Raw genomic sequence first — 15,149 nt, forward strand, 5'->3', positions numbered from 1 at the left:
TTACCAAGCCAGGAGGCTATTGTGTTGGATCGTCTGAAACTTGGACTGAATTCTGTTCTGCCCAAAAAAGGCCTTACTGAACTGGCCGGATGGGGCGCAAGCAAGCGCGGCGGCTGGTTAACGAAAGCCGTAATTGATATTTTTGTCTGGTTTTACAAGGTGGATATGAACGAGGCGCAAAAGCCCGACACCGCCAGCTACCGTACGTTTAATGATTTTTTTGTCCGCCCGCTACGCGACGACGTGCGTCCGATAGAAACCGATCCCAACCTGCTGGTACAGCCGGCAGATGGCGCAATCAGTCAGCTTGGTAAAATTGCTGGCGATCAACTGTTCCAGGCGAAAGGCCACACTTACTCACTGGAAGCACTGCTGGCGGGTAATGCAGCCATCAGCGAGCTGTTTCGCGACGGTGAATTTGTCACCACCTATCTCGCGCCGCGTGATTATCACCGCGTGCACATGCCCTGCAACGGTATCCTGCGCGAAATGATCTACGTACCTGGCGATCTCTATTCGGTCAATCCGCTGACCGCGCAGAATATTCCAAATCTGTTCGCCCGCAATGAGCGTGTTATCTGCCTGTTTGATACCGAATTTGGTCCGATGGCACAAATTCTGGTGGGCGCCACTATTGTAGGCAGCATCGAAACTGTCTGGGCTGGCACGGTGACGCCGCCGCGTGAAGGCATAATCAAACGCTGGAGCTGGCCTGGTGCAGAAGAAGAAGGTTCGGTTGTGCTGCTGAAAGGCCAGGAAATGGGGCGTTTCAAACTGGGTTCAACGGTGATCAATCTCTTCGCGCCGGGTAAAGTGAAGCTGGCAGAGCATCTGGCAGCAGAGAGTGAAACCCGCTGTGGTCAGACCCTGGCAACCGGGGTACATAAGGAGCAGGCTTCAAGCGTCCTGCACCACCCGTAGCAGAGCCACCATGTTACGTCTGATACTGGTTATGTTATTGGGCTGGGCACTGTACCAGCCCGTCTGTGCCGCCGCCGTCCCCACCGCAGCACAGCTCAAACAGACGCTTGAAGAAACGCAAGCCAATAAAAACACGCCAAATCAGGCGGAAATTGTAGAAAGCTTACAGTCAGCGCTCAACTGGCTGGATGAACTACAAAAATCGCAGGCTAACGCCAGTGATTATCAGCAAATCATCGACAACTTCCCCAAACTGTCTCGCGAACTACGGCAGCAGATAACCGCCCTGGCCGACAGCCCAAAAACGGTGCGCAGCACGATGACCGCCTCTGAACTGGATCAGGAGATCCTTCAGGTGAGCAGTCAGTTGCTGGAAGAGAGGCGATTGTCGCAGCAGGAACAGGACCACGTCAGGGATATCAGCGATTCGCTGGCGCAGTTGCCTCAACAACAGACTGAAGCCAGGCGTGCGCTTAACGAGATTGAACGGCGACTTCAGGGACAACCACCCGCCGCGACCCCACTGGCGCAAGCGCAACTAGCTGCCCGTCAGGCGGAGTCGGCAGCCAGAAAGGCGCGGGTGGATGAGCTGGAGCTGGCACAGCTTTCGGCTAACAACCGCCAGGAACTGGCACGTATGCGCAGCGAGTATCATCAGCAGCGAGCCAGCCAGCTGGACAGCGGATTACAGGAGCTGCGCAACCAACTTAACAGCCGCCGTCAGCAGGAAGCCGAGCAGGCTCTGGAGAAAACCGAGCAGCTGGCAGAAAACAGCGGCGACCTGCCTGAAAATATCAGCAAACAGTTTCGCATCAACCGCGAGTTGTCCGAAGCGCTGAACCAACAGGCTCAGCAGATGAGTCTGGTGGTTTCACAGCAGCGCACGGCGGTAAATCAGACCATGCAGGTCCGCCAGGCGCTGGATACCCTTCGCGAGCAGTCACAGTGGCTGGGCGTTTCTAATGTGCTGGGTGAGGCGCTGCGTGCACAGGTCGCCCGGCTACCGGAAATGCCCAAGTCGCAGCAGTTGGACAGTGAAATGGGCCAGCTGCGCGTGCAACGTCTGCATTATGAAGATCTGCTGGAACGGCAGCAGCAGCTGCTGATGGCCAGACAGGATGACGGTAGTCCGCTAACCAGTGATCAACGCAGGATCCTCACCGCGCAGATCAAAACCCAGCGCGAACTGCTCGGATCGCTCCTCTCCGGCAGCGACAATCTGATCCTCGAAGTGACCAAGCTGAAAGTGTCGAATGGTCAGTTACAGGATGCCTTGCGCGAGGTGCGGGAAGCCACCCACCGCTACCTGTTCTGGACGGCGGATGTCAGCCCATTGAGTCTCAGCTTTCCACTGGATGTGATGCGCGATCTGAAAACCCTGCTGTCCCTGGACACCCTTGGGCAGCTGGGTGGCGCGCTGGTGATGATGTCTACCAGCCAGGAAACCATATTGCCGATCCTTGGCGCTCTGTTGCTGGTCGGCTTCAGTCTCAGTTCACGTCGCCACTATCGTGACTTCCTTAACCGCTCAGCCAGTAAAGTTGGCAAGGTCACTCAGGATAAATTTGCGCTGACCCTGCGCACCGTGTTCTGGTCAATTCTGGTGGCCCTTCCCCTGCCGGTGCTGTGGATGGCATTGGGCTACGGTCTGCAACACGCCTGGCCTTACCCGATTGCCGTCGCGATCGGCGACGGCGTGACGGCTACCGTGCCTCTGCTGTGGGCCTTTATGATCAGTGCCGGATTCGCCCGCCAGAAGGGGTTGTTTATTGTTCATTTCCGCTGGCAGCAAAACCGGGTTGCCAGAGCGATGCGTTTTTACAGCCTGTGCGTCGGCTTTGTCGTGCCGCTGATTATGTTGCTGATTAGCTTTGATAATCTGGAAGACCGGCAGTTCTCCGCTACGCTGGGCAGACTCTGCTTCATTCTCATTTGCTGCGCACTGAGTCTGGTCACTATCAGCCTGAAACGCGCCGGTATCCCGCTGTACCTCGATAAAGAGGGCAATGGTCAGAACTTTATCAGTAATGTGCTGTGGAATTTGTTGATTGGCATCCCGCTGATTGCCGCACTGGCATCCTGTACCGGTTACCTTGCAACCGCACAGGCGCTGCTGGCAAGACTGGAAACCTCGGTCGCCATCTGGTTTCTGTTGCTGGTGATTTACCACATCATTCGCCGCTGGATGCTGATCCAACGGCGACGAATTGCCTTTGACAGGGCGCGAACACGTCGGGCAGACATTCTTGCTCAACGCGCCAGGGGCGAAGAGGATGTTATCGCCGCCCAGCATAACTCTGATGTGCCGGATATGGATGAGCCGGTTGTCGATTTGGATACCATCAGCGCCCAGTCGCTGCGCCTGGTTCGCTCAATCCTGACGCTGATTGCGCTGGTGTCAGTTATCGTTCTGTGGTCAGAAATTCACTCCGCCTTCGGCTTTCTGGAGAATATTAATCTGTGGGATGTCAGCACCACCGTACAGGGCGTGGAGAGTCTGCAACCCATCACGCTCGGCTCAGTGCTGATCGCCATTCTGGTGCTGATCATCACCACCCAGTTGGTGAGAAATATGCCCGCCCTGCTTGAGCTGGCTCTGCTGCAACACCTTAATCTGACCCCCGGCACCGGCTATGCCATCACCACCGTCACCAAATATCTGCTGATCCTGTTCGGTGGTCTGATGGGCTTCTCAATGATCGGCATCGACTGGTCGAAGCTGCAATGGCTGGTCGCCGCACTGGGTGTCGGGCTGGGCTTTGGTTTGCAGGAGATTTTCGCCAACTTTATTTCCGGCCTGATTATTCTGTTTGAGAAACCCATTCGCATCGGCGATACCGTGACCATCCGCGATCTGACCGGTAGCATCACGCGTATCAATACCCGTGCCACCACCATTACCGACTGGGACCGTAAAGAGATTATTGTGCCGAACAAGGCCTTTATCACCGAACAGTTTATTAACTGGTCCCTTTCTGACTCGGTCACCAGGGTGGTGCTGACCATTCCGGCTGCGGCGGAGGCTGACAGCGAAGAAGTCACCAGGGTGTTGCTGACCGCCGCAGAACGTTGCCAGTATGTGCTGGATGTCCCGCAGCCGGAGGCCTGGCTGGTTGATTTACAACAGGGAATTCAGTTATTCGAATTGCGCATTCATGCCGCAGAAATGGGACACCGTATGCCACTGCGCCACGATCTGCATCAGTTGATACTGCGCGGCTATCAGGAACAGGGTCTGGAAATGCCGTTCCCACCATTCCAGGTAAGAATGGAAACAATCGGCCGCAAAGTAGCGACTAACCCGGCAGCACCTGCTGCCCGAACTTATCGCTCGGGTGGGTTGTAAGGCGGCTGGCTCAGGGAGAGCATTATCCCTGAGCGGCTCACCATCAACAGCGATCGACTGAAAACGCGATCACCTCACTGAGCTGTGACGCTTTCAGTGCCAGCATCACCATGCGATCCACCCCCAGCGCCACACCGGAGCACTCCGGCATACCATGCGCCAGGGCGTCAAGCAGATAGCTGTCAATCGGCTGCTGAGGCAGACCACGGGCGGCGCGTTTGCGGTTATCCTGCTCAAAACGCTGGCGCTGTTCGCGGCTGTCGGTCAGTTCACGAAAACCATTGGCTAATTCCATTCCCCTGAAATAGACCTCAAAACGCTGAGCTACCCGATGATCTTCCGTACTGATCTCCGCCAGGGCCGCCTGAGTTGCCGGAAAGTGATAAACGAAGGCCGGCTTTTCTTTACCAATCTGTGGTTCAACCCCGATGACAAACAGCAGTTGCAGCAGGGTATCGCGATCTTCTTCCCGGTTAGCCAGGTCGCCCACGCCCAGCCTGTCGGCTACCTCGCGCAGCTGGGCCTTATCGGCCGACAGCGGATCAATCTCCAGATGACGGATAAACGCCTGCTGATAGGAAAGCGTTTCCGCCGGGGCACATTCCAGCACCTGCTGAAGCAGATCGTCCACTTCATTCATTAACCGGTACATATCGTAATGCGGCCGATACCATTCCAGCATGGTGAATTCGGGATTGTGATGGCGTCCGGCTTCTTCATTACGAAAACTGCGGCACAGCTGGAAAATGGGGCCACTGCCCGCAGCCAGCAGACGCTTCATATGGTATTCCGGGCTGGTCATCAGATAGAGATCCAGGCCGTCAGCGGCTCCCGGACCCACAAAGCGCGTCTGAAAAGGAAACAGATGGATATCGGTCACAGTCGCCTGACTCATCGCCGGGGTTTCTACTTCCAGCACCCCACGATCGGCAAAAAAGCGCCGTATTTCAGCGATAATTGCCGCCCGTTTTAATAAATTGGCGATGGGCGCGCTCGGCAACCAACTGGCCGTATCGCTCATAGTTTCTACTCCTCATTTAGCAGGGTGAAGCAGTCTACCCGAGCAGGCAGCGACAAACAAATCTGTGTGGATAAATTAAGCATCGTCGTTTATCGCCTGCGCAGCAAGCGACGCGCTGCGGTAAAAAACGCAGGAACGATCGTATTTTTGACGCTTATTTCGCACGCAAATACCTGAGCACATCAAGTTTGCAGTTAACCGGCAGTCTTATACTGTCCACCCCGGAAACAGGGGACTTTCCCCTCATCCTCTATTCTGACAGGAAGAACATCGTGCAAACTTATACTGCCGATCTGGTGATTGTCGGCGCTGGCGGGGCGGGACTCCGCGCAGCTATCGCCGCGGCTGAAGCAAACCCAACCCTGGCTATTGCTCTGGTTTCCAAAGTTTATCCTATGCGCAGCCACACCGTAGCGGCAGAAGGCGGTTCTGCTGCGGTCACCCAGGATCATGACAGTTTTGATCTGCACTTTCAGGATACGGTTTCAGGGGGTGACTGGCTTTGTGAGCAGGATGTGGTGGACTATTTTGTCGAACACTGCCCGCAGGAGATGGCTCAGCTGGAAATATGGGGCTGCCCCTGGAGCCGTCGCCCGGATGGGTCGGTTAACGTAAGGCGTTTTGGCGGTATGAAGATCGAACGAACCTGGTTCGCCGCCGACAAAACCGGCTTTCACATGTTGCACACGCTGTTCCAGACCTCGCTGAAATATCCACAAATCACCCGCTTTGATGAGCATTTTGTCCTCGACCTGTTGGTGGATGAGGGGCAGGCTCGCGGGCTGGTAGCGATGAATATGATGGAGGGAACCCTGCTACAGATCCATGCGGGCGCGGTGGTACTGGCAACCGGCGGCGCAGGAAGGGTCTATCGCTACAACACCAACGGCGGCATTGTCACCGGGGACGGTATGGGGATGGCTTTACGTCATGGTATTGCGCTTCGTGATATGGAGTTTGTGCAGTATCACCCCACCGGCCTCCCAGGCTCTGGCATTCTGATGACCGAAGGCTGTCGCGGCGAAGGTGGCATCATGGTGAATAAGGATGGCTATCGTTATTTACAGGATTACGGCCTTGGCCCGGAAACGCCTCTCGGCCAACCTAAAAACAAATATATGGAGCTGGGACCAAGGGACAAAGTTTCTCAGGCTTTCTGGCACGAATCGCAGAAGGGACGCACCATCCATACCCCGCGTGGTGAAGTGGTTTATCTTGACCTCCGCCATCTTGGAGAGAAGAAACTACAGGAGCGCCTGCCGTTTATTTGCGAATTGAGTAAAGCCTACGTTGGCGTCGATCCGGTTACCAGCCCCATTCCCATCCGTCCCACGGCACACTACACGATGGGTGGCATCGAAACCGATGCCCGGTGTGAAACCCGGATCCGCGGCCTGTTTGCAGTGGGTGAATGTTCCTCGGTGGGACTGCACGGTGCCAATCGTCTTGGTTCTAATTCGCTGGCTGAACTGGTGGTCTTCGGGCGACTGGCCGGAGAGACTGCCGCCGCACGGGCGCTGGAAAACAACAAAACCGCGACGACCAGCCTGCAAGCCCAGGCCAGAGACTGTGAACGGCGGCTGAAAGGGCTGGTTAACCAACAGGGGGACGAAAGCTGGTCCCGGCTTCGCGATGAGATGGGCCAGACTATGGAAGAAGGCTGCGGCATCTATCGCACCCCGGAGCTGATGGAAAAAACCATCAATAAACTGGCCGAGCTGAAAGAGCGTTTCAGCCGGGTACGCATCAGCGATACCTCAAGCGTTTTCAACACCCAGTTGCTTTACAGCATTGAGCTGGGCCACGGGCTGGATGTCGCTGAATGCATGGCCCATTCTGCCTTCCAGCGTAAAGAGTCCCGTGGCGCGCATCAGCGGCTTGATGAAGGCTGCACACAACGCGACGACACGCATTTTCTCAAACATTCTCTCAGTTTCTTCAATCCACAGGGCGCACCCACCATTGCCTGGGACGAGGTCAACATTACCCGTCTGCCACCGGCAAAACGTGTCTACGGTGCCGAAGCAGAAAGTAAGGAGAGCAGTCAGCATGTCTGAACTACCTCGCTGTAAAATTGAAATCCAGCGCTACAACCCGGAAACAGACAAGGTCCCGCGCAGCGAATTTTTCGATGTGCCGTGGGACGAACAGACCTCACTGCTCGATGCGCTGGGCTATATCAAAGACAATCTGGCGTTTGATCTCTCTTATCGCTGGTCATGCAGGATGGCTATTTGCGGCTCCTGCGGCATGATGGTCGACAACGTGCCGAAGCTGGCCTGTAAGACCTTTTTGCGTCATTACCCGAACGGAATGCGTGTCGAGCCGCTGGCTCACTTTCCAGTCGAACGCGACCTGGTCGTCGATATGAGCCGCTTTATTGAGAGTCTGGAAGCCATCAGACCTTATATTATCGGCAGCCATCAGGATGCCAGCCGTGGGCCGGGCAAGCAGACGCCGGGACAAATGGCGAAGTACCATCAGTTTTCCAGCTGTATCAACTGCGGGCTGTGTTATGCGGCCTGTCCACAGTTTGGCCTGAATCCGGAATTTATTGGCCCTGCGGCCATCACCCTCGCCCACCGCTATAACCTAGACAGCCGTGATCGCGGCAAGCGTCAGCGTATGCCCCTGCTGAACAGCGACAATGGCGTCTGGCCCTGCACCTTTGTCGGCTACTGCTCGGAAGTCTGTCCGAAACACGCCGATCCGGCGGCTGCCATCCAACAGAGCAAAGTTGAAAGTGCCAAAGACTTTATGATTGCAACCCTGAGGCCTCAGTAAGGAGCGCGTGATGACCACCAAACGTAATGCTTATCATCGCCCGATGGCCGCCAGTTGGTGGCAAAAATCGGGCTTTTACCGTTTTTACATGCTGCGGGAGGGCACCGCCATTCCGGCGCTGTGGTTCAGCATTGAGCTGATTAGCGGGCTGTTTGCACTTAAGCATGGCGCAGAAAGCTGGCAGGGTTTTGTCACCTTCCTTCAGCACCCGGTGGTACTGCTGCTGAATATTTTCTCACTGGCGGCGGCACTGCTGCACAGTAAAACCTGGTTTGAGCTGGCACCGAAAGCGGCGGTAATCGTTATTGGTGATAAAAAACTATCGCCGGAACCGATCATTAAAGCGCTGTGGGCAGTAACGATCGTCGTCAGCGTTGTCGTGCTGATCGCGACTTTTCTCCAGGAGGTACGATGAAAACAACCACTACCCGTTCTGATGAACCGCTGTTCTGGGGCCTGTTTGGTGCCGGTGGCATGTGGGCAGCCATCGTTTCTCCGGTGCTGGTGCTGCTTATTGGTGTGCTGCTGCCGCTGGGTGTTGGCAGGCAGGCGCTGAGCTACGAACGCATTCTGGATTTTGCCGGGAGCTGGCCGGGCCGGGGGCTGATTTTTCTCGCTATTGTGCTGCCCTTATGGTGCGCGCTCCACCGTCTTCATCACGCCATGCACGATCTGAAAATCCACATCCCGGCTGGCAAATGGGTATTTTACGGGCTGGCCGCCATTCTGACCGTCGTTGCCGCCATCGGCGTGTTAACCCTGTAAATCTCAGGCGGCACGCCTGCCGCCTGGGTGAAAAACACCTATACTCAGGCTGTTCAATAATAAAGGAATAGCTTATGTCTCTGTGGAAAATGCTGGCCGCAGGCGCTGGCGCACTGCTTTCCGTTGCCTGTAGCACCACCCCGCCGAAAGGCGTCGTCCCCATCGAAGGATTTAACGCCTCGCTCTATCTGGGTAGCTGGTACGAAATCGCCAGGCTCGACCACAGCTTTGAGCGCGGTCTGGAACAGGTGACGGCGACCTACAGCAAGCGCGACGACGGTGGCCTGAAGGTGGTAAATCGTGGCTATAACGTCAAAAAACAGCGCTGGCAGGAAAGCACGGGTAAAGCTTACTTTACGGCATCACCCAGCCGGGCATCACTTAAGGTGTCGTTTTTTGGTCCGTTTTATGGTGGCTACAACGTGATAGCGCTGGACAAAGACTATCAGTATGCACTGGTCTGCGGTCCGAATCGCAATTATCTGTGGATCCTTTCGCGACAGCCACAGCTGCCGGAGCAGGTCAAAGAACAGCTGCTCACACAGGCCCGACAGGCCGGGTTTGACGTGACTAAATTGATTTGGGTAACACAGAAGTGAGATAACGCCGGTGCGATGAAAGCACCGGCGTTTTGCTACTGAGCGCTGCGCTGAATGGCACGACCACCGGCTGATACATCTTCACCCACACCACGCGTGGTGTTGCAGGCAGTCAGCGCGGATGAGAGCACCAGAACGGAAAAGATAGCCACAATACTTTTCTTCAACATGACAATGTCCTTTTAACCAGAAGTAAGATACAGCAACTAAAGCATAGCTGTAATTTGGTCGGACGCGCACATTGCGTACAGTAAAAGTGTTCAGCTGGCGGCGTGCGAAATAGCACCGCCCAGATGCTGAACATCCTCACCAAAGCCATGAAAAGTGTTACAAGCGCTCAGCGCGCTGGAGATCATCATTGCCACTGCGATAAAGAGTATCCGCTTCGTCATCTGCTCAGACCCACATAGCCGTAAAAAGGGCCTGAGAACAGGCCCGATCATGCGCTTATTTTACGCGAGAGACATATTCAGCAGAACGGGTGTCAACTTTGATCACTTCGCCAATCTGCACAAACAGGGGCACTTTGACCACGGCACCCGTAGAGAGGGTGGCAGGTTTACCGCCAGTACCAGCCGTGTCCCCTTTCAGACCTGGATCGGTATCCACAACTTCCAGCTCGACGAAGTTGGGGGGCAATACCTGAATAGGCTTACCATTCCACAGGGTCACGATACATTCGGCGTTGTCGAGCAGCCATTTCGCCGCATCACCTACGGTTTTAGCTTCAACAGGGTGCTGCTCGAAAGTTTCAGGATGCATAAAATGGTAGAACTCACCGTCGTTGTACAGGTAGTTCAGGTTGGTATCCACTACGTCAGCACCTTCAGCCGAATCGGTAGACTTAAAGGTCTTCTCAACGCGGGAACCGGTCAGCAGACGACGCATTTTCACACGAGCAAATGCCTGGCCTTTGCCGGGTTTGACGAACTCACTTGATTCGACAGCGTAAGGTTCGCCTTCGAACATGATTTTAAGACCGGGACGGAAATCGTTGCTAGAATAAGTCGCCATAAAGGCCCTCTACAATTTAATACTGGTACTTAGCCAAAAAAATGGCAGACATTGTAACCCTAAACATCCCTTCGCGAGAAGAATGGTTGCATCAACTTGCAGATGTAATCACCGATCCAAATGAATTACTGCAACTTTTAGGCCTCGATTCGCACCCGACGCTGGCGATGGGCAGTGATGCGCGCCGCCTTTTTGCCTTGCGGGTACCGCGCGCCTTCGCCGCCAGAATGCAAAAAGGCGATCCACAAGATCCTCTCCTGCTTCAGGTGATCACCGCCCGTGAGGAATTTATTGATGCTCCGGGTTACAGCACCGATCCACTCGATGAGCAGAGCAGCGTTGTGCCGGGTTTGTTACATAAATATCGTAACCGTGCGCTGTTACTGGTTAAAGGCGGCTGCGCCGTTAATTGTCGCTACTGTTTCCGCCGCCATTTTCCTTACTCTGATAACCAGGGCAACAAGCGCAACTGGCATCAGGCGCTGGAGTATATCCGACACCAGCCCGAACTGGATGAGATTATTTTCTCCGGCGGCGATCCGTTAATGGCGAAAGATGCCGAGCTGAGCTGGTTAATAGCTGAACTGGAACAGATCCCACATATTAAGAGGCTACGTATTCACAGCAGGCTGCCGGTGGTGATCCCCAGTCGTATCACCTTGTCGCTGTGTCAGCTTCTGGCGCAGTCCCGTCTGCAAGTGCTGCTGGTAACACATATCAACCATGCGCAGGAAATTGGTGACGAGCTGAGGGACGCTCTGCAACAGTTAAAACGCGCCGGGGTGACGCTACTGAATCAAAGCGTTCTGCTGCGTGGCATCAACGACCAGGCCAGTATCCTTGCTGCGCTGAGTAATGCCCTCTTTGATGCAGGCGTGCTGCCCTACTACCTGCATGTACTGGATAAGGTGCAGGGCGCGGCACATTTTTGGGTTTCTGATGATGAAGCGCGAAGGATTATGCGCGAACTGTTAGGGCAGGTTTCTGGCTATCTGGTTCCGAAGCTGGCCAGAGAGATTGGCGGAGAGCCGGCAAAAACGCCGCTTGATTTGCAGTTGCGTCAGGTCTGAACCACCTAAAATTGTGTGCCCGGCAATCTGCAGAGGCGAATGCAGATTGATTCGCCCCTTAAACATCCATTCAGCCTGCCCGGTTTATCACGGGCATTTGTAGACCTGGCCGCTCATTTTGCTGTCCAGCGGTGCGAAGCTTGACCAGATAGTTTGGGTGGGGCTGGTTGCGCCATAAATCACATTACCGCCCATTTCCGCAGCCCGGTTACGCAGGTCATTTGCCGCACCACGCAGGGAACTGCTTTCACCGCCGCCAGCGCCACTCAACCAGTTACTTTGTGCACCGGTCACATTACCCAGCAACTGACAACCGGCGGCAGGTTGTTTGTCGGTAAAGGTCACTCGCTCTCCCGCAGGACTGAGCGTTTTGGAGCTGCTACAGCCTGCCAGCAGCATCGCCGCGACTGAAACTCCCAGCAAAATGTTAATCCGCATTTTTATCCCCATTATTATCATCAGAGTTCCTGATCGTACCGAACGTCCCGGTTTTTACGTAAGCATCCATTGCTCAGCCAGCTGTCAGAGTATTATTCAGGTCTGTTGTTACGCGCTAACTTAGCGCCAGGCCCACCAGGCTATTTTATTTGCCATTTTGAACCTGGGCAGTGCTCACAATCCTCCCGTACTAGCTGTACGCTCCGGTTGTTCCGCGCTGTCCGTCTCCAGAGTGACTACAACAATACACGCCCGTTGGGACAGGCTTTTATACTATTTTCCCCGCAAAAAGAAAAACCCCCTGTCAGAGACAGAGGGTTTGTTCTTAGCAAGGTGGGGGGGATTACATCATGCCGCCCATGCCGCCCATTCCACCCATGCCGCCCATACCACCGCCTGCACCTAAGTCAGGCGCATCGCCTTTCGGCAGTTCGGTGATCATGCATTCAGTGGTGATCATCAGACCCGCAACGGATGCGGCGTACTGCAAAGCAGAACGGGTAACTTTGGTTGGATCCAGGATACCGAAGTCGATCATGTTGCCGTATTCTTCAGTCTGCGCGTTATAACCGTAGTTGCCTTCGCCCGCTTTAACATTGTTAGCAACAACGGAAGGCTCTTCACCGGCGTTGGAGACGATCTGACGCAGAGGCGCTTCCATCGCACGCAGGGCAACTTTGATCCCCACGTTCTGATCTTCGTTCTGACCGGTCAGGCCTGCAAGCACCGCAGCAACGCGCACCAGCGCAACACCACCACCGGCAACCACGCCTTCTTCAACCGCAGCACGGGTTGCATGCAGAGCATCTTCAACGCGCGCTTTCTTCTCTTTCATTTCAACTTCAGTTGCTGCGCCCACTTTCAGCACGGCCACGCCGCCTGCCAGTTTAGCCACACGCTCCTGCAATTTTTCACGGTCGTAGTCAGAAGTTGCTTCTTCAATCTGCTGGCGGATCTGAGTCACACGGCCAGAGATAGTCGCTTCTTCACCCACACCATCGATGATAGTGGTGGTGTCTTTGTTGATCACAACACGTTTAGCCTGGCCCAGGTCTTCCAGGGTGGCTTTTTCCAGTTCCATACCGATCTCTTCAGAGATAACAGTACCACCAGTCAGTACCGCGATATCCTGAAGCATGGCTTTGCGACGGTCACCGAAACCTGGTGCTTTCACCGCAGCCACTTTCACGATGCCACGCATGGTGTTGACCACCAGCGTTGCCAGTGCTTCGCCTTCAACATCTTCTGCAATAATCAGCAGAGGTTTACCGGCTTTAGCAACCGCTTCCAGTACCGGCAGCATTTCACGGATGTTGGAGATTTTCTTGTCGGCCAGCAGAATGAACGGGCTTTCCAGCTCAACTGCACCGGTTTCGGCTTTATTGATGAAGTAAGGGGACAGGTAGCCACGGTCAAACTGCATACCTTCAACCACGTCCAGCTCGTCTTGCAGGCCGGTGCCTTCTTCAACGGTGATAACGCCTTCTTTACCAACTTTCTCCATTGCCTGGGCAATCAGTGTACCCACGCTCTCATCAGAGTTAGCAGAGATGGTGCCCACCTGAGCGATAGCTTTAGAGTCAGAGCAAGGAACAGAAAGTTTTTTCAGTTCTTCAACAGCAGCAACCACAGCTTTGTCGATACCGCGCTTCAGATCCATCGGGTTCATACCCGCAACAACGGCTTTCAGACCTTCGTTAACGATTGACTGAGCCAGAACGGTTGCCGTGGTGGTACCGTCGCCTGCCGCATCGTTGGCTTTAGAAGCAACTTCTTTCACCATCTGTGCGCCCATGTTTTCGAACTTGTCTTCCAGCTCGATTTCACGCGCAACAGAAACGCCATCTTTAGTGATGGTAGGTGCACCAAAAGATTTATCCAGCACCACGTTACGGCCTTTCGGGCCAAGGGTCACTTTTACCGCGTCTGCCAGAACATTCACGCCACGCAACATTTTTACGCGAGCGTCATTACCGAATTTTACGTCTTTAGCTGCCATTATAAATATCCCTTAAGTTCTTTTCGTTCAGTGAGTCAGGTGCAAATCAGGCTTCAACAATTGCCAGGATGTCGCTTTCAGAAATGATCAGCACTTCCTGGTTGTCGATTTTCTCAGTTTTCGCACCGTAGCCTTCGTTGAAAATAACGACGTCGCCCACTTTAACGTCCAGTGGTTTTACTTCGCCACTTTCCAGAATGCGACCATTACCCACCGCCAGCACTTCGGCACGTGTTGATTTGCCTGCTGCGGAGCCGGTCAGAACAATGCCACCAGCTGATTTAGATTCCACTTCTTTACGCTTGACGATCACACGGTCGTGCAGTGGACGAATTTTCATTGATAGCTCTCCTTTGAGAAATCCAGATCTGTCTTTTGGGATGAACACCGGGCCTCACTGGCACGGTTTCGTGACGAAAGAGATAGGGACAGCGGCAGGGGCTTTCAAGGGCAAAAAAAGAATTTTTTTTCTTCTGTGTCACAAATGAACAAATATTGCGCACGGCTTCACATTAAAAAACAGAAAGGCGGAAAATTCCGCCTTTGAGATTGTTTATCGGTCATCACGGTTATCGTCGTGTTCAAGGCGTTTTGCATCCTTACGCTCATACTCGCCGTCGACGGTAAAACCGCTCTCCGCACCGGCACCTTGCCCACCCCGCCAGACCCGCAGATGTGGCATCAGTTTCAATGTCAGATGTCGCTGCACCGGCGGCAACAGCAACAGCAGGCCCAACAGGTCGGTGAAAAAGCCGGGAAGCAGCAGGAGAAAGCCGGCCAGAATCAGTGACACGCTTTTGATCATTTCGGCAGCCGGACTCTCTCCCGCTGCCAGCTTCTGCTGCATCAGCATGAAGTTCTTCATGCCCTGCTGTTTTACCAGTGAAATTCCCATGCAGGAGCTGACTATCACCAGCAGCATAGTGACCAGCACACCCAGCACATGTGCAACCTGGATAAAGAGGGTGATCTCAATCCACGCCAGAACAAAAAGCACAATAAACGGTATCAGACGCACCGTATTCTCCTGTCAGTCAGGGCCATTCCGCACAGGGCGTAAGGGCAAAAAGGGATAGTCATGCAGCATAAGATTGGCGCCTGAAAGGCATTTTTCAACCACCGCAGAGTAAATTCATGCCGACAGACTGAAACGGGCTTAACCACATAAGCGGCGACGTTATCGTTACAATTA

Annotated in this window: 16 protein-coding genes; 8 read left to right on the forward strand and 8 right to left on the reverse strand. The window is 54.4% G+C overall.

Annotation, left to right across the window (positions count from 1 at the left end):
• The first annotated feature begins 21 nt into the window (after window positions 1-21).
• Together asd and mscM are read left to right on the forward strand one after the other, a co-directional pair.
• Window positions 22-921, forward strand: coding sequence for an archaetidylserine decarboxylase (gene asd, locus BG55_RS16930; protein WP_034939942.1), 900 nt, complete (start codon window positions 22-24; stop codon window positions 919-921).
• A gap of 10 nt (window positions 922-931) precedes the next feature.
• Window positions 932-4,267 (forward strand): miniconductance mechanosensitive channel MscM, encoded by a 3,336-nt coding sequence (gene mscM / locus BG55_RS16935; protein ID WP_034939945.1) that lies wholly within the window; start codon window positions 932-934, stop codon window positions 4,265-4,267.
• A gap of 43 nt (window positions 4,268-4,310) precedes the next feature.
• Here the strand turns inward: mscM and epmA are convergent, their stop codons facing one another.
• Window positions 4,311-5,288 carry an elongation factor P--(R)-beta-lysine ligase gene (gene epmA, locus BG55_RS16940; protein ID WP_034939947.1) on the reverse strand — a complete coding sequence of 326 codons (978 nt, stop codon included), beginning with the start codon at window positions 5,286-5,288 and terminating at the stop codon, window positions 4,311-4,313.
• A gap of 272 nt (window positions 5,289-5,560) precedes the next feature.
• Between epmA and frdA the strand changes: the two genes are divergently transcribed.
• From frdA to BG55_RS16965, 5 genes are all read left to right on the forward strand, one after another.
• Window positions 5,561-7,345, forward strand: coding sequence for a fumarate reductase (quinol) flavoprotein subunit (gene frdA / locus BG55_RS16945; protein ID WP_034939950.1), 1,785 nt, complete (start codon window positions 5,561-5,563; stop codon window positions 7,343-7,345).
• On the forward strand, window positions 7,338-8,072 hold the full coding sequence (locus BG55_RS16950; RefSeq protein ID WP_034939953.1) for a succinate dehydrogenase/fumarate reductase iron-sulfur subunit: 735 nt from the start codon (window positions 7,338-7,340) through the stop codon (window positions 8,070-8,072). Before frdA ends, BG55_RS16950 begins: the two co-directional genes overlap by 8 nt.
• 10 nt (window positions 8,073-8,082) lie before the next feature.
• Window positions 8,083-8,487 carry a fumarate reductase subunit FrdC gene (frdC, locus tag BG55_RS16955; RefSeq protein WP_034939956.1) on the forward strand — a complete coding sequence of 135 codons (405 nt, stop codon included), beginning with the start codon at window positions 8,083-8,085 and terminating at the stop codon, window positions 8,485-8,487.
• On the forward strand, window positions 8,484-8,837 hold the full coding sequence (frdD, locus tag BG55_RS16960; protein WP_034939958.1) for a fumarate reductase subunit FrdD: 354 nt from the start codon (window positions 8,484-8,486) through the stop codon (window positions 8,835-8,837). Before frdC ends, frdD begins: the two co-directional genes overlap by 4 nt.
• A 74-nt stretch (window positions 8,838-8,911) precedes the next feature.
• Window positions 8,912-9,436: a lipocalin family protein gene (locus tag BG55_RS16965; protein ID WP_034939961.1), complete on the forward strand. Its 525-nt coding sequence runs from the start codon at window positions 8,912-8,914 to the stop codon at window positions 9,434-9,436.
• Window positions 9,437-9,471: 35 nt separating this feature from the next.
• On the opposite strand, the gene BG55_RS16970 is transcribed toward BG55_RS16965, so the two are convergent.
• From BG55_RS16970 to efp, 3 genes are all read right to left on the reverse strand, one after another.
• Window positions 9,472-9,606 (reverse strand): entericidin A/B family lipoprotein, encoded by a 135-nt coding sequence (locus tag BG55_RS16970; RefSeq protein WP_034939964.1) that lies wholly within the window; start codon window positions 9,604-9,606, stop codon window positions 9,472-9,474.
• 90 nt (window positions 9,607-9,696) lie between these two features.
• Window positions 9,697-9,828: an entericidin A/B family lipoprotein gene (locus tag BG55_RS22060; RefSeq protein WP_071995050.1), complete on the reverse strand. Its 132-nt coding sequence runs from the start codon at window positions 9,826-9,828 to the stop codon at window positions 9,697-9,699.
• A 55-nt stretch (window positions 9,829-9,883) separates the two neighbouring features.
• Complete coding sequence (gene efp / locus BG55_RS16975) at window positions 9,884-10,450, reverse strand: elongation factor P (protein WP_034939967.1); 567 nt, start codon at window positions 10,448-10,450, stop codon at window positions 9,884-9,886.
• Window positions 10,451-10,491: 41 nt separating this feature from the next.
• On the opposite strand from efp, the gene epmB reads away from it, so the two are divergent.
• Entirely contained in the window at window positions 10,492-11,520 is a 1,029-nt protein-coding gene (gene epmB / locus BG55_RS16980; protein ID WP_034939969.1) for an EF-P beta-lysylation protein EpmB, read from the forward strand.
• Between the two features lie 87 nt (window positions 11,521-11,607).
• On the opposite strand, the gene BG55_RS16985 is transcribed toward epmB, so the two are convergent.
• The 4 genes from BG55_RS16985 to BG55_RS17000 form a co-directional block, all read right to left on the reverse strand.
• Window positions 11,608-11,958 (reverse strand): DUF4156 domain-containing protein, encoded by a 351-nt coding sequence (locus BG55_RS16985; RefSeq protein WP_034940039.1) that lies wholly within the window; start codon window positions 11,956-11,958, stop codon window positions 11,608-11,610.
• A gap of 343 nt (window positions 11,959-12,301) precedes the next feature.
• Entirely contained in the window at window positions 12,302-13,957 is a 1,656-nt protein-coding gene (gene groL / locus BG55_RS16990; RefSeq protein WP_034939972.1) for a chaperonin GroEL, read from the reverse strand.
• Window positions 13,958-14,003: 46 nt separating this feature from the next.
• The gene (locus tag BG55_RS16995) at window positions 14,004-14,297 is read right to left on the reverse strand and encodes a co-chaperone GroES (RefSeq protein WP_016190751.1); all 294 of its coding nucleotides are present in this window, start codon (window positions 14,295-14,297) and stop codon (window positions 14,004-14,006) included.
• A gap of 213 nt (window positions 14,298-14,510) precedes the next feature.
• Window positions 14,511-14,975, reverse strand: coding sequence for an FxsA family protein (locus tag BG55_RS17000; RefSeq protein WP_034939976.1), 465 nt, complete (start codon window positions 14,973-14,975; stop codon window positions 14,511-14,513).
• Window positions 14,976-15,149 lie beyond the last annotated feature (174 nt).

Origin of the sequence: Erwinia mallotivora (assembly GCF_000590885.1) — a bacterium.
In the GTDB taxonomy this organism is placed as follows: domain Bacteria; phylum Pseudomonadota; class Gammaproteobacteria; order Enterobacterales; family Enterobacteriaceae; genus Erwinia; species Erwinia mallotivora.